General features: G+C 70.4%; 22 protein-coding genes and 1 pseudogene. 13 read left to right on the top strand and 10 right to left on the bottom strand.

Translation table 11 applies throughout. The features are described from left to right. Positions 1-50: 50 nt before the first annotated feature. The 7 genes from BW949_RS10445 (at position 51) to ureG (ending at position 5,903) form a co-directional block, all read left to right on the top strand. Positions 51-359, top strand: coding sequence for an urease subunit beta (locus BW949_RS10445; protein ID WP_076365819.1), 309 nt, complete (start codon positions 51-53; stop codon positions 357-359). Between the two features lie 109 nt (positions 360-468). Next, on the top strand, positions 469-2,229 hold the full coding sequence (ureC, locus tag BW949_RS10440) for an urease subunit alpha (RefSeq protein ID WP_076365817.1): 1,761 nt from the start codon (positions 469-471) through the stop codon (positions 2,227-2,229). A gap of 332 nt (positions 2,230-2,561) precedes the next feature. After that, the gene (locus BW949_RS10435) at positions 2,562-2,849 is read left to right on the top strand and encodes a hypothetical protein (protein WP_076365815.1); all 288 of its coding nucleotides are present in this window, start codon (positions 2,562-2,564) and stop codon (positions 2,847-2,849) included. A gap of 283 nt (positions 2,850-3,132) precedes the next feature. Next, positions 3,133-3,375 (top strand): hypothetical protein, encoded by a 243-nt coding sequence (locus BW949_RS10430; RefSeq protein WP_076365813.1) that lies wholly within the window; start codon positions 3,133-3,135, stop codon positions 3,373-3,375. 356 nt (positions 3,376-3,731) lie between these two features. Beyond that, positions 3,732-4,487: an urease accessory protein UreE gene (locus BW949_RS10425; protein WP_076365811.1), complete on the top strand. Its 756-nt coding sequence runs from the start codon at positions 3,732-3,734 to the stop codon at positions 4,485-4,487. Next, complete coding sequence (locus BW949_RS10420; RefSeq protein ID WP_083947715.1) at positions 4,484-5,266, top strand: urease accessory protein UreF; 783 nt, start codon at positions 4,484-4,486, stop codon at positions 5,264-5,266. Before BW949_RS10425 ends, BW949_RS10420 begins: the two co-directional genes overlap by 4 nt. A 25-nt stretch (positions 5,267-5,291) precedes the next feature. Next, positions 5,292-5,903 carry an urease accessory protein UreG gene (gene ureG, locus BW949_RS10415; RefSeq protein WP_076365809.1) on the top strand — a complete coding sequence of 204 codons (612 nt, stop codon included), beginning with the start codon at positions 5,292-5,294 and terminating at the stop codon, positions 5,901-5,903. A 78-nt stretch (positions 5,904-5,981) separates the two neighbouring features. Here the strand turns inward: ureG and BW949_RS10410 are convergent, their stop codons facing one another. From BW949_RS10410 to BW949_RS10395, 4 genes are all read right to left on the bottom strand, one after another. Then, the gene (locus tag BW949_RS10410) at positions 5,982-7,097 is read right to left on the bottom strand and encodes a phosphoadenosine phosphosulfate reductase (RefSeq protein ID WP_179747542.1); all 1,116 of its coding nucleotides are present in this window, start codon (positions 7,095-7,097) and stop codon (positions 5,982-5,984) included. Between the two features lie 125 nt (positions 7,098-7,222). Beyond that, a complete protein-coding gene (locus tag BW949_RS10405; RefSeq protein WP_076365807.1) occupies positions 7,223-8,302 on the bottom strand; it encodes a glycosyltransferase family 2 protein in 1,080 nt (359 codons plus the stop codon). A 26-nt stretch (positions 8,303-8,328) separates the two neighbouring features. Then, complete coding sequence (locus BW949_RS10400; protein WP_083947714.1) at positions 8,329-9,393, bottom strand: glycosyltransferase family 2 protein; 1,065 nt, start codon at positions 9,391-9,393, stop codon at positions 8,329-8,331. Beyond that, positions 9,390-11,819: a glycosyltransferase family 2 protein gene (locus BW949_RS10395; RefSeq protein WP_235816271.1), complete on the bottom strand. Its 2,430-nt coding sequence runs from the start codon at positions 11,817-11,819 to the stop codon at positions 9,390-9,392. Before BW949_RS10395 ends, BW949_RS10400 begins: the two co-directional genes overlap by 4 nt. A gap of 91 nt (positions 11,820-11,910) precedes the next feature. Between BW949_RS10395 and BW949_RS10390 the strand changes: the two genes are divergently transcribed. The 6 genes from BW949_RS10390 (at position 11,911) to BW949_RS10365 (ending at position 18,243) form a co-directional block, all read left to right on the top strand. Beyond that, positions 11,911-12,876: a hypothetical protein gene (locus BW949_RS10390; protein WP_210187216.1), complete on the top strand. Its 966-nt coding sequence runs from the start codon at positions 11,911-11,913 to the stop codon at positions 12,874-12,876. 57 nt (positions 12,877-12,933) lie between these two features. Beyond that, positions 12,934-13,746, top strand: a complete 813-nt coding sequence (locus BW949_RS10385) for a class I SAM-dependent methyltransferase (protein WP_143524441.1) — start codon at positions 12,934-12,936, stop codon at positions 13,744-13,746. A 3-nt stretch (positions 13,747-13,749) separates the two neighbouring features. Beyond that, positions 13,750-15,138 carry a hypothetical protein gene (locus BW949_RS10380; protein ID WP_076365803.1) on the top strand — a complete coding sequence of 463 codons (1,389 nt, stop codon included), beginning with the start codon at positions 13,750-13,752 and terminating at the stop codon, positions 15,136-15,138. 190 nt (positions 15,139-15,328) lie between these two features. After that, positions 15,329-16,747: an allantoinase PuuE gene (gene puuE, locus BW949_RS10375; RefSeq protein WP_076365801.1), complete on the top strand. Its 1,419-nt coding sequence runs from the start codon at positions 15,329-15,331 to the stop codon at positions 16,745-16,747. Then, the gene (locus BW949_RS10370; RefSeq protein ID WP_076365799.1) at positions 16,744-17,604 is read left to right on the top strand and encodes a bifunctional allantoicase/(S)-ureidoglycine aminohydrolase; all 861 of its coding nucleotides are present in this window, start codon (positions 16,744-16,746) and stop codon (positions 17,602-17,604) included. The genes puuE and BW949_RS10370 overlap by 4 nt, the downstream gene beginning before the upstream one ends. Before the next feature lie 141 nt (positions 17,605-17,745). After that, positions 17,746-18,243, top strand: coding sequence for an ureidoglycolate lyase (locus BW949_RS10365; RefSeq protein ID WP_076365797.1), 498 nt, complete (start codon positions 17,746-17,748; stop codon positions 18,241-18,243). Positions 18,244-18,639: 396 nt separating this feature from the next. Here BW949_RS10365 and plsY read toward each other — a convergent pair whose 3' ends face one another. The 6 genes and pseudogenes from plsY to BW949_RS10335 all read right to left on the bottom strand — a co-directional run bounded on the left by plsY (position 18,640) and on the right by BW949_RS10335 (position 25,291). Next, on the bottom strand, positions 18,640-19,251 hold the full coding sequence (gene plsY, locus BW949_RS10360) for a glycerol-3-phosphate 1-O-acyltransferase PlsY (protein ID WP_076365795.1): 612 nt from the start codon (positions 19,249-19,251) through the stop codon (positions 18,640-18,642). A 1-nt stretch (position 19,252) separates the two neighbouring features. Beyond that, the gene (gene pyrC, locus BW949_RS10355; protein ID WP_076365793.1) at positions 19,253-20,548 is read right to left on the bottom strand and encodes a dihydroorotase; all 1,296 of its coding nucleotides are present in this window, start codon (positions 20,546-20,548) and stop codon (positions 19,253-19,255) included. Next, a complete protein-coding gene (locus BW949_RS10350) occupies positions 20,545-21,048 on the bottom strand; it encodes a hypothetical protein (RefSeq protein ID WP_143524440.1) in 504 nt (167 codons plus the stop codon). Before BW949_RS10350 ends, pyrC begins: the two co-directional genes overlap by 4 nt. Next, positions 21,041-22,006, bottom strand: coding sequence for an aspartate carbamoyltransferase catalytic subunit (locus BW949_RS10345; RefSeq protein WP_076365791.1), 966 nt, complete (start codon positions 22,004-22,006; stop codon positions 21,041-21,043). The genes BW949_RS10350 and BW949_RS10345 overlap by 8 nt, the downstream gene beginning before the upstream one ends. A 143-nt stretch (positions 22,007-22,149) precedes the next feature. Then, positions 22,150-24,197, bottom strand: a pseudogene (locus BW949_RS10340) (capsular polysaccharide biosynthesis protein). Further along, positions 24,197-25,291 (bottom strand): polysaccharide biosynthesis/export family protein, encoded by a 1,095-nt coding sequence (locus BW949_RS10335; protein ID WP_076365947.1) that lies wholly within the window; start codon positions 25,289-25,291, stop codon positions 24,197-24,199. The pseudogene BW949_RS10340 and the gene BW949_RS10335 overlap by 1 nt, the downstream one beginning before the upstream one ends. Between the last annotated feature and the right edge of the window lie 211 nt (positions 25,292-25,502).

The following is a 25,502-nucleotide window of genomic DNA, read 5'->3' as shown; positions in this document are numbered from 1 at the left end:
CGTCTTCGCGGCCCGTCGCCTGTCCCCCTTTCGCCGTGCAGGAGCCCCCCATGATCCCCGGAGAACTCTTCCCCGCCGCGGGCGAGATCGAGCTGAACGCCGGCCGCCCCGTCACCGTCCTTCTGGTCGCCAATACCGGCGACCGGCCGGTGCAGGTGGGCAGCCATTACCATTTCGCCGAGACCAATGCCGCGCTCGACTTTGACCGGGCCGCGGCGCGGGGTCTGCGTCTTGACATCGCCGCCGGGACCGCGGTGCGCTTCGAACCCGGCCAGTCGCGCGAGGTGGCGCTGGTGCCGTTGGCCGGGGACCGCGTGGTCTTCGGCTTCAATCAGGCGGTGATGGGGCCGCTCGACTGACCTGCAATCCGGGGCGCGCACGCGCGGCAGATCCGCCGTGCGCCCCGGCCGTCCCTTTTTCCCAAAGCCCGCGCGCGCTGTCGCGCACCCGACCCCCGGAGGTTCCGCAATGCCCGCCCGCATTTCCCGCGCCGCCTATGCCGACATGTATGGCCCCACGCGGGGCGATCGTGTCCGTCTGGCCGACACCGACCTGATCATCGAGATCGAACGCGACCTGATCGCCGAACGCACCGGGGAAGCGCAATCGGGCGGGCAGGGCGGCAATGCCGAAGTCTATGGCGACGAGGTCAAGTTCGGCGGCGGCAAGGTCATCCGCGACGGCATGGGCCAGAGCCAGCGCACCCGCGCCGAGGGCGCCATGGATACCGTCATCACCAATGCGGTGATCCTGGACCATTGGGGGATCGTGAAGGCCGATGTGGGCCTGCGCGACGGGCGCATCGCCGCCATCGGCAAGGCCGGCAACCCCGACACCCAGGCCGGCGTCGACATCATCATCGGGCCGGGCACCGAGGTGATCGCGGGCGAGGGGCGCATCCTGACCGCGGGCGGCATGGATGCCCATATCCATTTCATCTGTCCCCAGCAGATCGACGACGCGCTGCATTCGGGGCTGACCACGATGCTGGGCGGCGGCACCGGGCCGGCGCATGGCACGCTGGCCACCACCTGCACGCCGGGGCCCTGGCATCTGGCGCGCATGCTTCAGGCGGGGGACGCCTTTCCGATGAACCTGGCCTTCGCCGGCAAGGGCAATGCCGCGCGCCCCGCCGCGCTCGAGGAACAGGTGCGCGCCGGGGCGGCCGCGCTCAAGCTGCACGAGGATTGGGGCACCACCCCGGCCGCCATCGACTGCTGCCTGTCGGTGGCGGATGCGATGGACGTGCAGGTGATGATCCACACCGACACGCTGAACGAAAGCGGCTTTGTCGAGAACACGCTGTCCGCCATGAAGGGCCGCACGATCCACGCCTTTCACACCGAAGGCGCGGGCGGCGGCCATGCCCCCGACATCATCAAGGTGGTCTCGAGCGAGAACGTCATCCCGTCCTCGACCAACCCGACCATGCCCTACACCGTCAACACGATCGAGGAACATCTCGACATGCTGATGGTCTGCCACCATCTCGACAAGAAAGTCCCCGAGGACGTGGCCTTCGCCGAAAGCCGCATCCGCCGCGAGACCATCGCCGCCGAGGATATCCTCCACGACATGGGCGCGTTCTCGATCCTGTCCTCGGACAGCCAGGCGATGGGCCGCGTGGGCGAGGTCATCACCCGCACCTGGCAGACCGCGCACAAGATGAAGCTTCAGCGCGGGCGGCTGTCCGAGGAAACCGGCGACAACGACAACATCCGCGTGCGCCGCTACGTCGCCAAATACACGATCAACCCGGCCATCGCGCATGGGCTGTCGCGCCATATCGGCAGCGTCGAGGTGGGCAAGCGCGCCGATCTGGTGCTGTGGAACCCGGCCTTCTTCGGCGCCAAGCCCGAGATGGTGCTTCTGGGCGGGTCGATCGTGGTGGCGCAGATGGGCGACCCCAATGCCTCGATCCCGACGCCGCAGCCGGTCCACACCCGCCCGATGTTCGCCGCCTATGGGCGCAGCCTCGAGGCCTCGGCCGTGCTCTTCGTCTCGGCCGCCGCCGAGGCCGACGGCCTCCGCGGGCGCCTGGGGCTGGCCAAGGAGGTGCTGGCCGTCGAGAACACCCGCGGGATCGGCAAGTCGCAGATGGTGCACAACAGCGCCCGGCCGCAGATCGAGGTGGACCCCGAAACCTACGAGGTCCGCGCCGACGGCGAATTGCTGACCTGTCAGCCCGCGACCGAACTGCCGCTGGCGCAGCGGTATTTCCTGTTCTGAGGGCGGCGCCCGCCTGGGGCACGCAGTCCGGGCGCGTCCGGATCGGCGCCCTTTCGCCCGGGCGGATCGGCGTCCCTTGCCTGCGCGGGCGGGGGGCGCGAAGAAGGGCAGGCGGGCTTGGCCCGCGCAGACCCTGGCCCGCGCATGTCCCGGCCCGCCCAGATATCGACACGCGAGGGCGCCGGCCCGCGCAGGCTCCGGCCAACAGATCGAGGACCTCACCGATGCCACGTCCGCCCTTTCTTCCGTCCCTTCTTCCGCCCCGACGCCCGGCTCGTCTCCCGGTTCCTCTCCCGGTCCCGCCCGCGGTTCTGCGTGGCGTCCTCGGCCCGGTGCTTCTGGCGGGGCTTGCCGCGGGATGCTCGGACCCCGGCCTGACCGGTGTTCCCGGCGTGCAGGCGGTCTCGCTGGCCGAGGTCGCCCAATGCCGGCAGATCACCACAATCGGCATGGCGCCGCCGGTCTATGGCCCGCTCTCGGCGCAGGGGATCACCTATGCCCGCAATCGCATCATGGCCGATGCCGCCGAGGCCGGGGCCACGCATGTGGTCTTCACTCCCGTCGAGCCGGGCGCGCTGGTGACCGAGATCACCGCCACCGCCTGGGCCTGCCCGAACTGAGGCCCCGGGCGCCGCACGCGGCGCTTGCGCGTGCGCGGCTGCGCCGGACGGAGATACCTTGCGGGCCCGCGCCAGGACCCGCGCGGGCGGATGTCCCGTCTTCCCTTGCCCCGTTCCGGGCCGGCCTGACATCTGCCTGGGGCATGGCGGCGTTTACCCCTCGTTATGCCGCGGTGCAGCAAACGCATGGCGGGAATACCGCATCGGCAGTGGTTGCGACAGCATTGCTGACTTATCTTGGGTCTCGGGAGGAAGCCCGAACCACAACCGATAGGAGGGTCACATGGCTTTCGCAATCACGCACAACACCCCTGCCAACGCCGCACACCGCGAAGCGCGTCTGAAAAAGGGGATGGATGAATTCTTCGCCGCGCTCGGTCAGGGCATCAATGCCTACATGGAGCGCAACGCCCGCGTCCGCGAGATCGAGCGCCTGTCGGCGATGTCCGACGAAGAGCTGCTCAAGCTGGGCGTCCGCCGCGAGCGCATCGCCTATCACGTCTTCCAGGACCGCTTCTGGTTCTGAGCGCGCGCCTTCCTTTCGGCGGCCATGGGCCGGGCCTTCGGGCCCGGCCCGGCGTTTTTCAGGGGGGCAAGTTTCAGGCGGAAAGTTTCGGGGGGGGGCAAGGCGGCCCGTTTCGGCCCGTGCCCATCCACATGCGCCCCACCCGCGGCACCGCGCCGCGGCAGGTTTCCCCCCATCTCTGGTCCATCTCTCTCGACATCCTGATCGGGCGCATTCCGGCCTGTCGCAATGGCGGCTTGCGGCGCCCGAGGCTTGGTCCGATACTCGCCCCGGCACACGCCCCCGGCCCGTCCGGCCTGCCAGAACGCGCCGCCCCGAGAGAGATGCCCCGCGAAAGGTGCCCCGAGAGAGATGCCATGACCGATCCGACCCGCGCCCCCCAAACATCCGCGCCCCAAACACCCGCGCCCGAAACACCCGGCCCCGACACCCCGCCCACCGCCCATGTGATCCGCCGCGCCGGCAGTTGGGCCCCGCCCGCCGCAGGCCGGGTGGTGCTGGATTACGAAGGGCGTTTCCTGCGGCGCAAGCGGCTGGTCGATGCCGCGGGGCAGCCCTTCTTCGTGGACCTGCCCGAGACCGTCAGCCTCGAGGCGGGCGACGCCTTTCTTCTGGACGCGGGCGGCCTGATCGAGGTGGTCGCCGCCGACGAGGATCTGGTCGCCGTCACCGCCCCGGATGGCGGGCTGGCGCGGCTTGCCTGGCATGTCGGCAACCGCCACACGCCGTGCCAGATCGAGGCCGACCGGCTGTTGATCGCGCGCGATCCGGTGCTTGAGGGGATGCTGACGGGCCTGGGCGCGCGGCTCGAGGTCGTGACCCTGCCGTTCCGCCCCGAGGGCGGCGCCTATGGTCACGGCCGCACGATGGGGCACGATCATGGGGGCCACGATCACGGCGGCCACGACCACGGGCATTCCCACGACCACGGGCATTCCCATGCGCACGACCATCATCATGATCACCCGCACGGGCATCACCACGCGCATGGCCATGACCTTGCGTCCGACGGGGCGGCGGGGCGGCGGCTGCATGTCCATGTCTCGCGCCAGCCCGACGAGGGCGAAGACCCGCTCGATCACGGCCCCGAGGAGCGCGGCGCGGGCGCATGAACGACCGCCCCACGACAGACTGGCCGGACCCGGTGGCCCTTGCGGACCGGCCGGGCGTTGACGCCGCCTCCGCCGAAGGCGCGCCGCTGGACCGGGGCGTTCTGGATCGGGGCGTTCTGGATCCGGCGTCGCTGACCGGGCTGCTGCGGCTGGCGCAATGGCTCTCGCCGGCGTTTCCCACGGGCGCATTTGCCTATTCCCACGGGCTCGAGGCGGCGATCACCGCCGATGAGGCCTTGCGCGCCGCGCCTGCCGTCGAGGGCTGGATCCGCGCGGTCGTGCTGCGCGGTTCGGGCCGGATCGAGGCGCATCTTCTGGCCCGTGCGCTGGCCCCCGGCGCCGATCCGGCCGATCTGGCTGAGGAGGCGCGCGCGCTGGCCGCCACGCGCGAACGGCTGGCCGAAACCGAGGAGCAGGGCGCGGCCTTCACCCGGCTGGTCAACGCGCTGGAAGGGACCGATCATCCGCCCGCGCCGCTGCCGGTGGCGGTGGGCCGTGCGGCGGCCCCCCTGGGGCTGGCGCCCGCGACGGTGATCGCGCTTTATCTTCAGAACTTTGCCGCGATGCTGGTCGGGGCGGCGGTGCGGTTCGCGCCGCTGGGCCAGACCGAGGGCCAGGCGATCCTGACCCGGCTCGCGCCCGATCTGGCCGCGCTGGCCGAACATGCTGAACGGGCCGCGCGCGCGGATCCGACGGGCCTGCCGGTCTCGGCGGCCTTTGGCGCGGATCTGGCCGCCATGGCCCACGAGGTGCAGGAGGTGCGCCTCTTCAAGAGCTAGACGAACACGACAGGAGAGAGACGGGATGAAAAGCCCTCATGGTCCGCTGCGGGTGGGGATCGGTGGTCCGGTCGGCGCGGGCAAGACCACGCTGACCACGGAACTGGCGCGCGCGCTGGCGCCGCATCTGTCGATCGCGGTGGTGACGAATGACATCTACACCCGCGAGGATGCCGAAGCGCTGGTGCGCGCGCAGGTGCTGCCGGCGGCGCGCATCCGCGGGGTCGAGACCGGCGGCTGTCCGCATACCGCGATCCGCGAGGATGCCTCGATCAACCTGGCCGCGATTGCCGATCTGGTGGCGGAATTCCCCGATCTGGACCTGGTGCTGATCGAATCCGGGGGCGACAACCTGGCCGCGACCTTCAGCCCGGAGCTGGCCGATCTGACGCTCTATGTCATCGACACGGCCGCGGGGCAGGACATCCCGCGCAAGAAGGGGCCGGGGGTGGTGCGCTCGGATCTGCTGATCGTCAACAAGATCGACCTGGCCCCGCATGTGGGCGTGGACCCCGAGCTTCTGCGCGCCGATACCGCGCGGGCGCGCGGGGCGCGGCCCTTCGTGATGGCCAGCCTGCGTCAGGGGCAGGGCATCGACGAGGTGGTGGCCTTTCTGCGCGCGGCCGGTAACCTGTAAGCGCCCCGCGCGCGGGCAGGTCTGCGGGCGGGGCCGTGGGTGCGCGGGGCCATGGGCGGGCAGGACGGCGGTGGTGCGTCAGCCGGCGGCGGCCTCGGGCTGGGCGGCCGGGCTGCGTGCGGGCGGCAGGGTGCGGCCCTTGGCGCGCAATTCGTCCTCGAGCCGGGTCAGCCGGGCACGGAAGCGCGGCCCATGCAGGCGCCGCGCCACGTTGCGGCACAAAAGCGCCGCCAGGAACAGCCGGTCCTGTTCCTCGAGCCGGGCCAGCACCATGCGCAGGTAGCGCGGCGAATTGCGCCGCGCCCGCATCAGCTTGCGGAAGAAGGCCGTGTCAAGGCGGCCCTCGCCGGCGGCGGTCAGCAGCGGGTCCAGAAGATCCAGCTCGCCCAGCACCAGCGCGATATTGGCCCCCAGATCGGGACAGGGCAGCAATTCGACATGCGGGCGCGCGAACAGCGCGGCATGGAGCGCATCCTCGGTCTGGTGCGGGTCGTAGATGATGAAGCCGGCCTCGGCGCCCTCCAGCATGTCGGGGGCAAAGCCGTAGCGGTCGGTGAAGCTCAGCCGGCGATGCGCGCGGAAGCGGTCGTCCCAGCCGGCCAGCCGCGGATCGAGCGTGGCCTGGGGCTGCACCGCGATCACCGTGGCCCCCGGCGCCGTCACCGAGAAGGCCGCCGCCGCATAGCCGCCCGCGCCTGCGCCGAAGAAGACCACGCGGTCGAAATCCTCGAAGAAGGCGTCATCGACCAGCCGGTCGAAATAGGCATAGACATGGCGCGCGCGGAACCAGTCCAGCTGGTCGGCCACGATCGTCAGCGCCGACCAGCCGTGGCGCTCGGCGATCTTGTGGGCGGGCGAGAGGTCGCTTTCGGGGTCGAGATCGGACGCTTGCACGAAGCTGACCAGAAGCGTTGGCCCCTGATCTAGCAGCACGACGCCGTGATGGGGCCCCAGCGGTTCGAAATAGCCGCATTCATCGCCCAGATCGTCGAGCCGGTCCCAGAGATCGGGAAGCGCGTCGTCGTCTTCGTTCATGTCGCCGGCGCTCGCCGCGGGTTGGGCGGTTTCGGTCGTGCGCGGATCGGCGGCGACAGGGTCGGGGCCTTGCGCGGCGGACGGGCCCGTGCCGGAGACAGGGGCAGGCCCGCTACCCTCCTGGGGGCCGGGCTCGGGGCATGCGTCGGCGTCGCTCATCGGTCCTCCGGGAAATTCGAACACTTTGACGTAAAGTCACCGGGAACCTTAACCATACCATTACCGGAATGCGGCCAAAACCGGGTGATTGCGCGGAAAAGGCGGGCCTTGTTCGTGGCTGCGGGTCAATCCCGGCCGGTTTGCCCCTTTGTTGCGGATTGCGCGGCAATCGCGCGCTGCCCCCAGGCCAGGATCTGCGCGGCGGCCTGTGGCGGCAGCGGCCGCGAGGGCGGCGCCAGCACCAGCCGGCCCCACAGCGCGCGCCATTTCTCCTCAAGCATCAGCGCGGCAAAGCGCTCCTGCCGCCAGACCGCCGCGGCGCGGGCCAGATCGGCAAATTCGGGGTCGGACATCAGCAAGCCCAGCTCGCGCTGCCGTGCGGCCGCGGTGGCGGCAATGCTGCGGTCCTCCTCGACGCAGAAATTGCGCTCGACCCAATAGGACATGTCAAAGCTGTCGGCCTCGCGGTTGGCGCGGCCGCGGTCGCATTTGAGGATATAATCCTCCATCGCGCCCAGCGCGTAATGGTTGAGCTGCACCATGTCCCAGACGGGGCGGTCGGGCGGGGTGAAGATGCCCTCGCGGACGAAACGGGCCGGCAGATCGCGGCCCGATCCGTCGACCCAGCGCGGGGTCGGGGCGCCGGGGACCAGCCCGCGGGGGCGGTGCACGCCGGGCTTGCGATAGGCGCCGCCGCGCCGCCACAGCGTCTTGAAAAGCGACGCCCGCCAGGGCCAGAGCATCCCCGCCGGTGCGGCGCGCGTGAAGCTGTCGGTGACCGCGCGCCCCTGCCGGCTGACCACGCCGCAATTGCCGAAAAGCCGCCAGGTCAGCGCGATGGCATCGGCGCCGGGCATCGCCTCGATCAGCGCGCCCAGCGTGTGATCGCCCACATGGACATTCACGAATTCATCGACATCGAGCACGATCACCCAATCGGCATCGGCCATGGCGGGGTGGCGCGCGGCGGCCTTGAGCGCGGCCCATTGCGGGCCTTCCTCGAAGGGGCCCTGCTGGGGCACATGGGTCAGCCAGCCGCGTTCGGCGGCGCGCGCCAGCATCCCGTCCGAGCCGTCGTCGCAATCATTCGAGAAGATCAGGAAATCGGTGATGCCGACGGCGCGGTGATGGGCCAGCCATTCGGGCAGGACCGCGCCTTCGTTGCGCTGGGTGGTGATGGCCAGGATGCGGGGGGCGGCGGTCATTGGGGAAAACCTCGGACGAAGGGGGATCAGCCGGTCGGGGCGGCGGGCGGGATCGCGGGGGTGGGGCCGGGGGGCGGCGCCATCTCGGCGTCGATCGCGGCGGCCAGGGCGGCGAAATCGGGGGCGTCCAGAAGCGCCGCGATCCGCCCGCGGTGCCAGTCGACGGCGCGTTCGTGCAGATCGGCCAGCACCGGATCGGCCATGAGCGCGGACAGCCAGCGCGCGGTGGCGGCGTCATGGGCGCGGATGTCGTGGTTCTCGAACCGGTTGAGATCGAAGCGCCGCCAATAGTCGATCCCCATGTCCTGACCGGCATGGTTGACCCGTCCGCGCTCGCGCTTGACCAGGAAGCTGTCGCGCCCGCGCAGCGCATAATGGTTCATCTGCGCCGCCGACCAGTCGATGCCCAGGATCATCTCGCCGACGATGTTGCGCCAGGGCCCGCCCCCGGCGATGCAGCGGTGGAAGGGCCGGCCCAGTTCGGGGCGGGGATGGGGCAGGTGGATGCCGATGCGCGCGACGTTTTCCAGCCCGCGGAACAGCGACTTGATGTAATTGCCCCGGCCCGTGCGCCCCTGACAGCGGGTGAAGCGCTGGGTCACGGGCCGGTCTTCGTAGCCGCGCAGACCGGCCGCGCCGAAATTGCGCCAGTTGATGCCGATCACCTCATGCGCGGCGGGGTCCGAGGCCTCGATCAGCGCGCGGATCGAGTGATCGCCGACCTTGACGCACAGAAATTCGTCGGCGTCGCAGACCAGCAGCCATTCGGCTTCGGTGACCTCGGGATACCAGCGCGCCTGACGCAGGGCGCTGCGCTGGATGCCGCCGCGGCGGATGCGGGTGGCGTGGTGGCGCGCCAGCCCCAGCGCCTCGAGACGCTGGACCATCTCGACGGTCGGATCGGCGCAATCATTGGTGGCGATGAACAGGTGATCGGCGCCCAGCCCCTTGTAATGGGCCACCCATTCCAGAAGGAAGGCGCCCTCGTTCTTCATCGTGGTGACGATGGTCACGGGGCCCGGTGCGGGGCCCAGTGCGGGGGCGGGGGCGCCGAGGCCCGGCGCGGCCGGGGCATCGGCCGGCGGGCTCAATGCTCGGCCTCGCCGCTATGCTCGACCGTGAAGAAGAAATCAGTCGGCAGGTCGCGCTTGTGCAGATCCGCGGGGATCACGGCGGGGCCTGCGTTGAACACCGCCGAGCCGAAGACATGCAGCATGCGCGAGAGCGTCTCGAAGCGGTCCGAGCACAATTCGCCGTAGAAGTTCTCGTAATTCTCGGTGGCGCGCAATTCAGCGATCTTGGTGCGGTGGCAGGCCACGGAATGCGCGTGGGCGGCGCGGATCTCGGGGTCGGCCATCAGCCGGTCCCATTCCGCCTGAAGGCGCGGGATCATGCGCTGGATCGAGCGATCCTCGACCGCGTTGTGGTTCATGCGGAACCAGTAGTTCAGGCCCTGGTCGCGGTCGACATGGTTGACCCGGCCGCGGTCGCGCTTGACCAGAAAGCTCTCGGCCGAGCGCACCGCGTAATGGTTCAGCTGCACCCAGTCGTAACCATAGGTCTCGAGCGTCGAGCGCCAGCCGTTGCGGAACATGGATTGCGGCATCGGCCGGCCCGAGCCGTTGAGCCAGCGCACCTGGTCCCACAGATCCGGGATCAGCCCCTTGGGCCGGTGCACGCCCAGCTTCTTGTAGATGTCGATGTTGCGAAAGAGGGTCTTGAACCCCCAGGCCTGGTGCGGCTTGCGCACGATCTCGGGGGCGCAGCGGGTGAATTGCTCCAGCAGGAAGCGGTCGGCGTAGTCGTGCACATCCGAATTGCCGAACAGCCGCCAGGTCAGCGAGATCATGTTGGCCTCGCCCATCGCGGCATAGAGCGCCGCAAGCGTGCCGTCGCCGATCTTGACGTTGATGAATTCATCCACATCCATGCAGATCGACCAGCCCGCATTCTGGATCACGGGTTCGGATTCGGCGGCCTGAAGCGCGGCGTGCTGAGGTTTCAGATCGCCCCCCGGCACCCAGGGGTTGGCGCGGTGCTGGACCAGTCCCTTGCGCTGGAGCATGTCCAGCATCGTGTCGGTGCCGTCGGTGCAATCATTTGTATAAACAAGGAAATCATCCACCCCGATGGCGCGGTGATAGGCGATCCATTCCATGATGAAGGGGCCTTCGTTCTTCATCGTGGTCACGATCGCGGTGCGCCCGGCATGGAGCGCGCGCACCGGCGCCGCTTTCGGCTTCGAGACCGGGGGGCGCACGGGCTTGTGCCCGAAGAAGGCCAGCGCCGCGCCCAGCCTGGGGTCTTCGATCAACGAGGTCTTGGGCGCCAGCTCGGCCGCCGAACGACCGGGCACGCGGATCGCCATCGCGCGCCAGAAGGGCAGGGGCTGGCGCGTGTCGGGCTTGGCATAGGCGATGCGGATCGTGCGCCAGGTGTTGAACAGCCCCGCCTTGTCGGGCGCCACGCCCCAGCGCGCAATGCCGCGCCGGGCGTCGAACTGGTGGCAGATATGGTCGCCGAAGCGCTCGGGTTGGCGCTTGCGCACCCGCCAGGGATAGATCCGCCGCCCCGCCAGCAGCACGACGCCCGCGCGCGCCGCCGCGCACAGATCGAACCCCGTGGGCGCGCCGCTTTCCGGGGGCGCCAGCAGGTCGGTCACATCCAGGTTGAGCACCGCCCGCGCGCCGCGCAGGAAGCGCCACTTGACCAGCTCGGGCAGGATGCCCTGGCCCAGTGGCGCGCGCCAGGGGTCGGGGTCGGGCACCTCCATGCGGTCCTTGCCCGGCGCGTCGGGGGCCAGATAGGGGTGGTTCTCGGGGCCGAGCGCGGCCTTGCCCAGGGGCACCGCGCTGTCGATCACCGCCACCGCCATGCCGTCAAGCCCGCGCGCGCCCATCCCCGCATGAAGCGCGCGCGCGTAATCTTCGGCGGTGCCCGCGGGGCTGTCGGGCGGCGCGCGGTTCACGATGACGGCCCCGGTCGCGCCGTGGTGATGGGCGTGCCAGGCCAGCCAGTCGAGCGTGGTCTCGGCGCTTTCTTCAAGACGCTGGCCGTAAAGGCAGTTGCGCCCGGCAAAAAGCGCGTGATCGGGGGCGGGGGCGTGGATCTCGCGCGGGCGGCCGGCAAGCCGCAGCACCAGCCGGTGCGGATCGGCGCAGCGCCCCGCCACCATCAGCCCGCCCGAGATCTGGCGCATCTCGGTGACGCGGGTGCCGCTTTCGGGCGGGGGCGGCGCGATCTTCTCGAACGGGGCGGGATCGGCGAAGAACACGCGGAAGATGTGGGGCAGGGCCTTGGCTGCGGGATCGGGCGCGGGCGCGTCGGCGGCGGCCCCGTCGGCGGCGGCCCCGTCGGGCGCGGCGTCATCGGGCTGGGGCCGCAGGCCGGGGTCGTCTGCCTCGGCCCAGATCAGCGCATCCAGAACCTGGGGCGCCGCGCCCTGCACCGCCAGCGGCCGCAAGAGCACGACCCCGCCGGTCTTGCCCCCCTGTCCCGTCTTGTCCGTCGCGCCCATGCTGCCCGTCACCCTCTCCCTTGGCTCTTGCCTAGCATGATGGGCGACAGAGGCAACCGGCTGTCTCTTGGCCGTTGGAAAAGCCTTGGGCGTGGTGCATTATCGCCCAAATGGCGCCATGTTGCGCGCCGACAAGACCGGAAAGGCGGAAACCGGAAAGGGGCGCAAGGTGGCAGGCCTGCACGAGATCGGAACCATGTGGATCGGGCCGGAGCTGAGCTGGCTCGAGCAACTGTGCCTGCAAAGCTTCCTTGATGCCGGCCACGAGGTCGTGCTGTTTTCCTATGACAAGGTTGCGGGCGTGCCCGCGGGCGTGCGCTGCGAAAGCGCCGAGTCGATCTATCCGTCCTCGGCGGTGATCCGGCATGCGCGCACCGGCTCTCCGGCCTATCACGCCGATGTCTTCCGGCTGCACATGCTGGCGCAGACCGATCTGATCTGGGCCGATACCGATGCCTATTGCTGCCAGCCCTGGGAGTTGCCGTCTTCGGGCCATTTCCACGGCTGGATCTCGGATGCCAAGCCGCTGGTCAACAACGGCGTGCTGCGCCTGCCCAAGGACAGCGCGACGCTGGCCGCGATGCTCGAGTTCACCTCGGACGAATATCCCGTCCCGCCCTGGCTGCCGCGCTGGAAACGCAACGAATTGACCGCGCTGCGCGAGAAGGGCGAGGGGGTCCATGTCTCGCTTCTGCCCTGGGGTGTCTGGGGGCCGAATGCGGTGACCTGGTTTCTGCAACAGACCGGCGAGATCGCACATTCCTTCCCCGGCCATGTTCTCTATCCGCTGCCCTTCGCCAAGAAGGCCGCGATGTTCAAGCCGCGCCGCAAGCCGGCGGTCGAAGGCTGGGTCAAGGACGACACGCTGTCGATCCACCTGTGGGGGCGGCGGTTCCGGTCGATCGCGGCCTCCTATGGCGGGGTGCCGCCCGGCGGCTCCTATGCGGCGATGCTGTGCGCGCGTCACGGGATCGACCCGGCCGCGACCGCCCATCTGATGGAGCCCGCGCCCACCGACGACGAGGACGAGACCGCAACCGGCGCCGGCCAAGGCTGAGCCGCCGTGCCGGGCCCCCGCGCGCGCGGGCCGGCGCACAACATGGAGGGCCAGCGCATGGCAAAGACCGGCAAGAAGGACAAGAAGTCCGACGACAAGACGTCCGGCAGGGACAAGTCCGCCGACAAGGTTCCCGCCGCGCCCGCCCCGGCGCCGGCGGCCGCCGAGGGTCAGCCCGACGTTCACATCTACGAGGTCGAGGGCGTGCGCATCCCCCACGACCCGGCGATCATTTCGGAAAAGGTGGTCCGCTCGATCGAGGCCGGCCGTTACGAGCGCGAGGAAGTGCAGGGCACGCCCAAGTTCCTCGAACCCGGCGATCGGGTGATCGAGCTGGGCGCGGGGCTCGGCTTCATCTCCAGCTACATCTGGAAGGCGGTGGGCATCCGCGACATCCTGTGTCTCGAGGCCAACCCGGTGCTGTGCGATTTCATCGCCCGCGTGCATCAGATGAACGGCGTGCGCGCCGAGATCCGCAATTGCGTGGCCCTGAACGACACCCAGGCGCCGGGCTGGATGGACTTCTATCTGCGCGAACCCTTCTGGTCCTCCTCGCTCGACCCCGAGGAGGCCTATGAACGCCAGGTCCAGGTCGAGGGCGTGTCGCTTTCGGCGCTGATCCGCAAGTTCGGCGCCACCACGCTGATCGTCGATATCGAGGGCGGCGAGAAGATGCTGTTCGATGCGCTCGACATGGGGCCGGTCAACAAGGTCTTCCTCGAGATCCACACCCGCAAGATCCGCCAGATCGGGGTGAAACGCTGCTTTGACGCGCTGTCGAACCTGGGCTTCTGCTATGACCAGCAGGTCAGCCGCGGCGGCGCGGTGCTGTTCCGGCGCATCCCCGAACGTCAGCTGCGCAAGGGCTGAACCATGTCCGCCCGCGACGAGGCATGGGCGCTTGTGCGCGCGCTGGGCCCGCAGCGCGTCGAGCGGTTTCTCGACGTGGGGGCGGGGGCGGCGGATCTGGCCTGCCTGCTCCATGACCGCGACGGCTGCGAGATCGCCTGTCTGGATATCGGCCCCGGCGGGCGGATCGGCGGGCTCGATCCCGCCCGGCTCGAGGTCTGGCGGCGCGTCCTGGCCCGCCACGGCATCCCCGACAGCCGCATCCGCATCCTGCGCCGCGCCGAGGATCTGCGCCCGGCCGATCTGATCGCCAATCTCGACGGGTTCGGCGTGCGCTGGAAGGTGCCGCGGCTGGGGCCGGTTCTGGACGCCTGCCTGCATGCCGACGCGCGTCTGGTCAGCGATATCCGCCGCGGCTCGGGCGCCTTTCCGTTCCTGCGCGCGCGGGGCGCCTGCACGGCCCCCGACCTGCCCGCGCCCGAGGGCATCACGCGGGTGATCTTTACCCCCGCGCCGCCCGTCCCCGACACCAACCCCGAATGGAGCCGCATCGCGCGCGACCTGGCCGGGCGCGACGGCTTCTTCACCGACAACGGGCGCCATTCCTTCCTGTTCGTGCCGCGCGGCGACACGCTGGTCGTCACCTTCGACAATCTCGACATCACCATGGGCAAGCGCGCCGACCGCCGCCCCTGGGGCCATGACTTCATCGAGAAGCAGGGCTGGTCGATGCTGGGGGCGATGGCGGGCGGCTGGACCTGGTATCGTGACCCTTGGGTGGCCGACGAATTCGACCGGCTGGCGGCCTCGGGCTTCTTTGCGCGGTTTGCGCGCGTGGTCTTCTATGGCGCCTCGATGGGCGGCTATGCGGCGGCGGCCTTCTCGGCGGCCTGTCCCGGCGCCGATGTGCTGGTGATCTCGCCGCAATCGACGGTGGACAAGCGCGTCGTGCCCTGGGAAAGCCGCTACAAGGTGGTCTGGGACAAGGATTTCACCGGCAAGTACGGGGACGCCGCCCAGGTCAGCCGCAGCGCGCGGCGGGTGACGATCCTCTTTGACCCCTACGAGGCGCTCGACGCCGCCCATGTCGCGCGTTTCACCGCGCCCAATGTGGTCAAGCTGCGCTGCCCGCTGATGGGGCACCGGCTGGGCTCGTCGCTGTCGCAGATGGGGCTTTTGAACCCGGTGATCCTGGGCGCGCTGAACGGCACGCTGGAGCCTGCGGACTTCTACCGCATGCTGCGCGCGCGCCGCGACTTCCCGCGCTATCAGAAGGAATTGTTCGCCCGCGCCCGCGCCCGCGGCCACCCCGATCTGGCCCGGCGGCTGGGGGCCTATGTGCTGGCGCGGGGGGAACACCCCGCGATCCGCGCGGGCCTGGCCGAGATGGACGCGGCCGCCGCGGGCCGCTAGGCGCCCCGCTGCGCGGCGTCCTGCGCGCGTCCTCCCGGGGGCGCCCGTCCTCCTGCCTGCGCGCGCCCTCCTGCCGCCCGGCCCCTGCAACCACTTCCCCCTGCCCCCCCTGCAACCTCCCCCGGTGTCCCCGCCTTGCGTCCGCCCCCTCGGCGCCGCACACTCGGGCCAAAAGGACATCGAGTCGCACATGACCCATCCCCCCCGTTACCCCCGTGATTTCCGTGGCCATGGGCCCCAGCCCCCCGATGCGCGCTGGCCGGGCGGCGCGAAGATCGCCATTTCCGTCGTGCTGAACTACGAGGAGGGCGGCGAGAATTGCCTTCTGCACGGCGATGCGGCCTCGGAGGCTTTCCTGTCCGAGGTCGTCGGCGCTGCCCCTTGGCCGGGCCAGCGCCACTGGAACATGGAAAGCGTCTACGATTACGGCGCGCGCGCGGGTTTCTGGCGGCTGCACCGGCTGTTCACCGAACTGGATGTGCCGGTCACCGTCTATGGCGTGGCCACGGCGCTGGCGCGGGCCCCCGAACAGCTTGAGGCGATGCAGCAGGCCGGCTGGGAGGTGGCCAGCCATGGCCTGAAGTGGATCGAGCACAAGGACATGCCCGAGGAGGAGGAACGCGCCCAGATCCGCGCGGCGATCCGCCTGCACACCGAGGTGACGGGCGCGCGGCCCACCGGCTGGTATACGGGGCGGTGCTCGGTCAACACGGTGCGTCTGGCCGCGGCCGAGGGCTTCGAGTGGATCTCGGACACCTATGACGACGATCTGCCCTATTGGGCGCGGATCGACGGGCGCGACCAGCTGATCCTGCCCTATACGCTGGACAGCAACGACATGCGCTTTGCCACCGCGCAGGGGTTCAATTCGGGCGAGCAGTTCTTCACCTATCTGCGCGACGCCTTCGATGCGCTTTATGCCGAAGGGGGGGCAGGGGCGGCCAGGATGTTCTCGATCGGGCTGCATTGCCGGCTGATCGGGCGGCCGGGCCGGGTGATGGGGCTGCGCCGGTTTCTGGACTATGCGCTGTCGCACGAGGGCGTGTGGTTTGCCACCCGCGGCCAGATCGCGCAGCATTGGCGCGCCACGCATCCGCCGCGGCCGCAGATCCGGGTCTTCGAGATGACGCAGGCCGACTTCGTGGCGCGTTTCGGCGGCATCTACGAACATTCGCCCTGGGTGGCCGAACGCGCCTGGGCCTATGAGATCGGGCCGGCGCATGACTGCGCGGCCGGCGTGGCCAGCCTGCTGGCGCGGGCGTTCCGGTCGGCCTCGGAGGCGAAGCGTCTGGGCGTTTTGCGCGCGCATCCCGATCTGGCCGGGCGCATCGAGGCCGCCGCGCTGACGCCGGCGTCGCAGGCCGAACAGGCCGGGGCCGGGCTCGACCGGCTGAGCGCGGCGCAGAAGGCCGAATTCCTGCGCCTGAACGCGGCCTATGTCGACCGCCACGGCTTTCCCTTCATCATCGCGGTGCGCGACCATGACACGGCCGGGATCCTGGCGGCCTTCCGTCGTCGGCTCGAGGCCCCGACCGAGGCCGAATTTGCCGAGGCCTGTGCCCAGGTCGAGCGCATCGCCCGCCTGCGTCTGGAGGAGATCTTCGCATGACCACCGAACCGAGCCCCTTTGGCCCGCCCTATGCGCCCGCCGCGGGCGGTCTGCCCGGACAGGGCGCGCTGCACACCGGGCGCGCCGTCTTCACCGAAGCCTATGCGGTGCTGCCGCGGGCCACGATGTCGGATATCACCGCCTCGTTCCTGCCGGGCTGGGCCGGCACGCGCGCCTGGATCATCGCCCGGCCGCTGTCGGGCTTTGCCGAGACCTTCAGCCATTACCTGATGGAGGTGGCGCCGGGGGGCGGGTCCGAGACCCCCGAACCCGAAGCCGGCGCCGAGGGCGTGATCTTCGTCACCGAAGGGGTGATCTGGCTCAAGATCGGGCCCGAGGAGCATGAAGTGTCGGCGGGGGGCTATGCCTATCTGCCCGCGGGGCAGGCCTGGCGGCTGCGCAATGCCGGCGAGGCGGCGGTGCGGTTTCACTGGCTGCGCAAGCTCTATGAACCCGTTGCGGGGATCGCGCCGCCTGCGGCCTTCGTGACCTCGGACCGCGAGGTGGCGCCGGTGGCCATGCCGGGCACGAACGGCGCCTGGGCCACGACGCGCTTCGTCGACCCCGAGGATCTGGCCCATGACATGCATGTCAACATCGTCACCCTGCATCCCGGCGCGACCATCCCCTTCGAGGAAACCCATGTCATGGAGCACGGGCTCTTCGTGTTGAGCGGCAAGGGGGTCTATCGGCTCAACCGTGACTGGGTCGAGGTCGAGGCGGGCGATTACATGTGGTTGCGCGCCTTCTGCCCGCAGGCCTGCTATGCCGCGGGGCCGGGGCCGTTCCGGTATCTGCTCTACAAGGACGTGAACCGCCATGCGCGGTTGCGCGGACCGGGGGCATTCGGGCGCTAGGGCCGAGGCGAAAGGGGGGCGCGCCCGCGGTCCCCCATCGAGGGGGACGCGCGGGCGGGGGGGCGTGCCGCCCCCGTGGGCGGGCGTCGGCCGGGCGCCGATGAGCCCCCCGCGCGGTTCTGGACAGAGGAACGACACGAGATGAAAGGTGACCCCATCCTGCGCGCCGAGCCCTTGACCGCGGCGGCCTTCGCGCCCTTCGGTGACGTGCTGGCCGCCGACGGGCCGCCCGACCGGATCATCAACCAGGGCAATTGCGGCCGCTTCCATGACCGCGCGCGGCTGGATTTCGGCCCCGGCGGTCGCGCGGGGCTGTCGATCTTCGAGGCCCGGCCGCGGGCGCTGCCCTACACCTGCGACCTGCTCGAGCGCCACCCGCTGGGCTCGCAGGCGTTCCTGCCGATGAACGGGAAGCCCTTCCTGGTGATCGTCGCGCCGGATTGCGGCGGCCGGCCGGGGGTGCCGCGCGCCTTCGTGACGGCGCCGGGGCAGGGGATCAACCTTTTGCGCGGCACCTGGCATGGGGTGCTGACGCCCCTCGCGGCGCCGGGGATCTTTGCGGTGCTGGACCGCATCGGCGAGGGCGCTAACCTCGAGGAGGTCCGTCTAGACCCGCCGGTGCATGTGCTCGCGCCCTGAGCGGGCGGGGCTGACCGGGGGGCCTGACCAGGGGGTGCGGCGGTGCGGTTCCCCTCGGTCGTGGCGCCGGTTCCGGGCCGGGCCTCATCGTGCGGTATCGGCCGCTGCCGAAGGGGGGCATGGAATGTCCGTCAGCGCCCGCTCTGGAATGCCTGAGCTAAGGCAGACCCCGCAAGGAGCGGGAAGCAGCGCCGAGGCCGACCGGGGGCTTTCGTCAGGGGGCTGCTGGCCTGCCAGCCGAGGCGCAACACGGCGTCCGCGCCCCGCCCCCCCTGCGCGGGCCGCATCCGGCCGGGCGGCGAGGCGCAGCCCTCGCGCGGGCGGGCGCCCCTCGATGGGGCGGCCGGACGCTCCGCCCCCGCCTGCAAACCTGAAATCGGACGAACCGGAACGGGCTCAGCCCTTCTTGCCGCCGATCCGCGGCTCGGTGCCCGCGCGCAGCCGCGCGATATTGGCCGCGTGGCGCACGAAAACCAGGATCGCCAGCACCAGACAGAACGCCACCGCATCGGCGCGCCCCAGCACCAGCGCCCAGATCCAGGCCGTCGCCGCCGACACCAGCGCCGCCAGCGACGAGATCCGCCCCACGAAGGCCGCCACCAGCCAGGTGGCACAGGCCGCAAGCCCCACCGGGAAGGCCAGCGCCAGCAGCGTGCCGAGGAAGGTCGCCACCCCCTTGCCGCCGCGGAACTTCAGCCAGACCGGATAGAGATGGCCCAGAAAGGCCGCCGCCCCGGCGATCTGCGCGGCATCCTCGCCCGCGATCAGCCGCGCGATCACCACCGCCACCGCACCCTTGGCGCCATCCAGAACCAGCGTCGCCGCCGCCGCCGCCTTGTTGCCGGTGCGCAGCACATTGGTCGCGCCGATGTTGCCCGACCCGATCGCGCGCAGATCGCCCAGCCCCAGCAGCCGCGTGATGACCATGCCGAAGGGGATCGACCCCAGCAGATAGCCGCCCGCCAGGGCCGCGATCAGCGTCACCAGCGCGCTTTCCATTCCCGGCATCTCAGACCTCCCCGAAAACGCAAAGCCCGCCCACGAAGGTGGCGATCACCTTGCCCTGCATCATCTGCCCGTCAAAGGGCGTGTTCTTCGACTTCGAGCGCAGCGCGAAACGGTCCATCGCAAAGGGCACGTCGGGGTCGAACAGCACCAGATCGGCCGGGGCCCCCGCCGCAAGCCGCCCCTGTTCCAGCCCCAGAAGCTGCGCCGGCGCATAGGACATGGCGCGGAACAGACGCGCAAGCCCGACCTGCCCGGCATGATGGAGCCGCAGCGCCGCAGGCAGCATCGTCTCGAGCCCCACCGCCCCCGCGGCGGCCTCCTCGAAGGGCAGCCGCTTGGATTCCTCGTCGGCCGGCGTGTGCATCGAACAGATCACGTCGATCAGCCCCGAGGCCACGGCCTCGACCATGGCCAGCCGGTCCTCCTCGGCGCGCAGGGGCGGGGTCAGCTTGAAGAAGGTGCGGTAATCGCCCACGTCGAATTCGTTGAGCGTCAGGTGATGGATCGACACGCCCGCGGTGACCCGCAAGCCGTTTCGCTTGGCGCGCTCCAGCGCGGGCAGGGTGCGCGCGCAGGTCACCTGATCGGCGTGATAGCGCGCACCCGTCATCTCGATCAGGCCGATGTCGCGGTCAAGGCCCATCCGCTCGGCCATGGGCGACACCGCCGGCAGCCCGCGCAGCGAGGCGAACTTGCCCGAGGTGGCCGCCGCTCCCTTCGAAAGGCCCGGCTCCTGCGGATGGCCGATCACCAGCGCATCAAGACTGCGCGCATAGGCCAGCGCCCGCGACAGCACCTTGGTGTCGGTGACGACCCGGTCGCAATCGGTGAAGGCCACGGCACCGGCATCGAGAAGAAAGCCGATCTCGGTCATCTCGCGCCCGGCCCGGCCCTTGGTCAGCGCCGCCATGTGGCGGATGCGCACCGGCGCCGAGGCCGCCGCGCGGCGGGTGACGAATTCCAGAACCTCGGGCGTGTCGATGGCCGGTTCGGTGTCGGGCCGGGCGATGATCGTGGTCACCCCGCCCGCCGCGGCCGCGCGCCCGGCGGTGCCGAAGCTCTCGCGGTGGCGCTCGCCCGGCTCGCCGATCTTGACGCCCAGATCCACGATCCCCGGCGCCAGCGGCCGCCCCGCGCAATCGATGACGCGCGCGCCCTCGGGCGGGGTCAGATCGGGCCCGATCGCGGCGATCCGGCCGCCTTCGACCAGAAGATGGCCGCGGCTTTCGCGCAGGGCCTCGGGGTCGACCAGCAGCGCGTCGCGGAAAAACAGGCCTTGGGTGGGATCGGCGCTCATCGCCCTTCCTCCGTGTTGCGCAAGTGACGCGCGCGGGCGTCGCGCGCATCAAGGATCGTGTCCAGAACGGCCTGCGGGTCGGCCAGGTGCTTGATCAGATGCTTCTGCCCGTCGCGGCTGACGATCTGCACGTCGCCCATCAGCCGGCGCACGGTCTCGATCTCGAGCAGCATCACCTGCCGCCCCTGCGGCCCGATCAGGCGCCGGTCGGTCAGCTGCCAGCGCCGGGCAAAGGCCTCGGAGGCCAGATAGAGCCCGCGCAGACCCACCGCCGCCACCACGCCCAGAACGCCCGCGGGAATGGTATGGGCCCGCCCGAAGAGCGCAAGCCCGAGGCTGGCCACCACGATCCCCAGGCCCGCCATCGCCAGATGGTCGCGCCAGTAGCGGCGGCGGTCGGCGGTGAACACGGCCTGCACCGTCTCGTCGGGGTCAAGCGGCAATTCCGCCCCTGGGCCGGGCCGGTAGCGGTGCACGTCGTCGGGTCGGATCTCAGACATCGATCCCCCCCGCCGCGGCGCGCCCGCGTTCGGCGCGCAGGTTCTGCGCCAGAAGGTCCATCACCGCCATGCGCACGGCCACGCCCATCTCGACCTGATCCTGGATCACCGAGCGGTTGATGTCATCGGCGATCACCCCGTCGATCTCGACCCCGCGGTTCATCGGGCCGGGGTGCATGACGATCGCATCCGGCGCGGCATGGGCCAGCTTCTCGGCGTCGAGCCCGTAACGGTGGAAATATTCGCGCTCCGAGGGGATGAAGCCGCCGTCCATCCGTTCCTTCTGGAGGCGCAGCATCATCACCACATCGACGTCCTTCAGCCCCGCGTTCATGTCGTCGAAGATCTCGCAGCCCAGATCGGCCACGCCCGCGGGCAGAAGCGTCGGCGGCCCGATCAGGCGCAGCCGGTTTTCCATCTTGCCCAGCAGGATCAGGTTCGAGCGCGCCACCCGGCTGTGGGCGATGTCGCCGCAGATGGCGATGCGCAACCGCTGGATGCGGCCCTTGGCGCGGCGGATGGTCAGCGCGTCCAGAAGCGCCTGGGTGGGGTGTTCGTGGCGCCCGTCGCCGGCGTTGATGACAGCGCAATTGACCTTGGAAGCCAGGAGGTTGACCGCGCCTGACGCATTGTGGCGCACGACCAGCAGATCGGGGCGCATCGCGTTCAGCGTCAAGGCCGTGTCGATCAGCGTCTCGCCCTTCTTCACGCTGGACTGGGCGACGGCCATGTTCATCACGTCGGCCCCCAGCCGCTTGCCGGCCAGCTCGAAACTGGCCTGGGTGCGGGTGGAATTCTCGAAGAACATGTTGATCTGGGTCAGGCCGGCCAGCGCGTCGGTACGCTTGACCGTGCGGCGGTTCAGCTCGACGTAGCGGTCGGCCAGATCCAGAATGGTGCGGATTTCCCCCGGCGAGAGATGCTCGATCCCCAGAAGATGGCGCGCGCGGAACGTCATGGCTTTTCCCGATCCTGATGGCGACGGCAGGGCCGCTTATGGCAAAAGCCCCGCCCCGCGGCAATGGAGGATTATGCACGCGGCCAAGCCCGCGTTGCGGGGGAGGATTGCGCACGTGGTCCGGCCGTGCTGCGGGGACAGGATCAGACCTTTGGCGCGGATCGGCGCCACAGATGCGCCCAGGGCGCCAAAAGGCCCTGAAGGCGGGCCAGCGCGCGGTTGGCCGGGCCGGGGGGCGGCACCTGGCCGCGCGCCAGCCGTTCGATGACCACCTCGGGCGGGCAGGGGCGCCCGCTCACCGGGTCGATATAGCGCGGATAGGCGATCAGCGCGGCATGGACCAGCCGCGCCAGATCGGGGCGGCGGTCCAGCGTCAGCCGCCGGCGCGCAGGCTGCGGCCCCAGATCGCGCGTCAGCCCCCAGCCGGCATAGAAGGGCGTGCCGAGACAGGTCACGGGCCTGCCGCGCAAGAGCGCCTCGAACCCCAGCCCCGAGGTCAGCGTCCAGACCTCGTCGCAGGCGGCAATCAGCGCCGCGGGGTCGGCTTCGGGCGCGCTCACATCGGCCAGCGCGTCGGCGACGCCGGGATCCAGCGCGCCGGGGCGCAGCCCGGCCACGACATCGGGATGGGGCTTCCACACGATCACCGCGTCGGGGTTCTCGGCCCGCACCCGTTCGAGCAGCGCGCGGTTGGTCCAGCCCGGCGCGCCCAGCCGGATCGAGGCGTCGTCCTCGACCTGGCCGGGGACCAGGATGCGGTGGCCGGGCGGCAGCGCGGGGCAGGCCCCGCCCAGGTTGTATTTCGTCAAGCCCCCGTCGGTGATCCGCGCGATCAGATCCTCGGCCCGGCGCGCGCCGCCCGCGGGCAGGGGGGCGGCGATCAGCGCCTCGAGATCCGAGGGCCGGGTCGGGTCATAGTAGATCCCGCGCGCATCGCAGACCAGCGACAGCGGCGCCACCAGATCAGCCCCCAACCCGCGCGAGCGCAGGAAGCCGTCCTCGACGCGCAGGCCGGAAAAGCCCGCGGGCATCCGCGAGGCCCAGCCCAGAAGCGGCCGGCCCGTGCGCGCGGCGGTCTCGGCGGCGGCGGCGGGGGGCTCGATGAAGCGCAAGGGGCCGTGGCGGCCGAAATGGCGCGCGATGGCGGCGCGTTTCCAGGCGCGCATGCCGGTGGCGACATGGCCGTGCCGGTCCTGACGGAAGGCGCGCACCTCGGCCTCGAGCTGATCGACCGCCTCCTCGAAGCGGCAGAGCCGGCCGCGGCAGGGATCCCACCAGATCGGCGCCAGGATATGGCTTGCGGCGAAAAGCTGGGCGCGGGTCAGCCGGCGGTTGCGGCGGGGCACCGGGTTTTCGTCGGTGCTCAGGCCCCAGCCGGCATAGAAGGGCTGGCCGAAGACGCGCGGGCGGTGGCCGGCGAAGATCGCCTCGAGCCCCATCTGCGAGCTGACCGTATAGACCGCGATCGCCCTTCCAGAAGCGCGCGCGGCGAATGGGGCGCCGCGAGCAGGCTGACGCGGCCCTGCGCATCCTCGGGGCCGTAATGGCCGGGGCGCTGGCCCGAGATGGTCTCGGGGTGGGTCTTGATGAGAACGCGCGCGCCGGGGTGTTCCTCCTGGGCGAAGACCAGCATCTCGCGGAAGATATGGGCACGCACGCCCGCCAGCCGCACCGAGGCATCGCCGCGCAGCTGGTCGATCACCAGCACATAGCCGGGCGGCGGGGGTGGCAGATCGGGGTCATGGGCGTTGTATTTCGACAGATCGAGCGCGGCCAGACGCGCCATCCCGTCATGCGCGCGGCGCAGCAGGTCGCCGTCATCGAGCGGGGCTTCGGCCAGGATCCGCTCCAGCCGCGAGGGGCGGGCGGGGTCGAAATGCACGCCCAGATGATCGGGGATGAGGCCCAGAGGCGCGCCCCCGCCCCCCCGTCCGGGATGGAGCGAGCGCAGGAAGGCATCCTCGAAGCGGATCAGCCGGGCGGCGCGGCGCGCGGCAATCGTTTCGGCACGCCAGGCGGTGGGGCTGGCGCCCCAGAGCCCGACCAGATCGCCCTGCCGGGGCAGGCCCAGCCGCAGCGGCCAGCCGGCCTGCGCCAGCATCTGCCGCAGCGGCCGGCGCATCAGCCCGCCGTTGTAGACGAAAAGCGGCCCCTTGGGCAGATCCCAGGGGGCCGGCCCTTCGGGTGCCATCAATCGCCGGTGAGGTTGTTGAACGCGCTGACCGTCGAGACCGGACCGGTCAGGGCCGACAGCGATTTCTGCCAGGTGACATAGGGCGCTTCGGTGACATAGACGGTGTCGCCGTCGCGGATCACGAAGTCACGCGCCAGGAACAGGCCGTTGGGCTTGGTCAGGTCCAGCACATAGACCATGCGTTGCGCGCCCTGAAGGTCGCTGCGGCCCAGCACGGTATTGGCGATCTCGGCCGGTTCGTTGCGCAGCACGAAGACGCCCTTGGGATCGGCCAGGTTCGAATTGAGCCCGCCCACCGTCGCAATCGCCTCGAGCGCCGAGAGGGTCTGGCTGTCGAAGGGCACGCGCGCCTGGGCGCCGGTCGCGCCCATCGCGGTGAAGGCGCGGGTGTCTTCCTCGACCAGGATCACGTCGCCGGGGCGCAGCGCGATATCCATCGCCGGGTTCTCGTAGAGATCCTTGAGCCAGATCGTGCCGGTCTTGGCGCCGCGGGTGACGGTCACGCGGGCGATCTCGGGCTTGACCGAGACGCCGCCGGCGCGCGCCAGCATCGACGACAGCGTCCGCGTGGGCCGCTCGATGGCATAGACGCCCTGGCCCGACACCGCGCCCATCACCGACACGGTGGCGCCGTCGCCGGCCACGCGCATGACGGTGACCTGCGGATCGGGGGTCTGGGCGTCCAGTTTCTCGGTGATGATGCGGCGCAGCGCCTCGGGGGAATTGCCCGCCGCCTTGATGCGCCCGGCATAGGGCACGAAGATGAAGCCGGCGCCGTCGATCTGCACCTCGGTCAGCTGGGTGGCATTGGCCCCCTTGGGTGCCAGCAGCCCGTCATCGACGTTTTCCCAGATCGTCAGACCCAGCGTGTCGCCCGGCCGCAGCGTGTCCGAGCCCACCTGGCCGGCGTTGCGGAAGTCCGACGAGAAGCCCAGCGCCGGGGTGACGGCGGTGGCGCGGGTGACGTAATCGTTGACCTCGAGAACGAAGGCATCGCCCTGTTTCTGCACCGAGCCCGCGTAGATTTCGGATTTCGAAGGCCCCGAGCGCGGAAGCGCACAGGATGCGGTGGTGCCCACAAGCACACCCATAGCGACGAGGCGCAGGCCCCGGCTGGTCAGAATGTTCACTGCTCGTGCTCCTCTTGGCGGGATGCCCGTATCACCCGGATCTTGCGCCCAGGTTGTTTTGACGCCCACGTTATCGAAATCGCCCCGAAATATCCACAATCTTTCATGCCGGCGGTGCCACAATCTTTCGCGGCAGCGGGGAATGTGTTGCGATCGTGCCGATATCGGGCCC

It is taken from the genome of Phaeovulum vinaykumarii (genome assembly GCF_900156695.1).
Classification (GTDB): Bacteria; Pseudomonadota; Alphaproteobacteria; order Rhodobacterales; family Rhodobacteraceae; genus Bieblia_A; species Bieblia_A vinaykumarii.
Note: the sequence above shows the minus strand (reverse complement) of the source record. Positions and strands in the feature narration are given on the sequence as shown.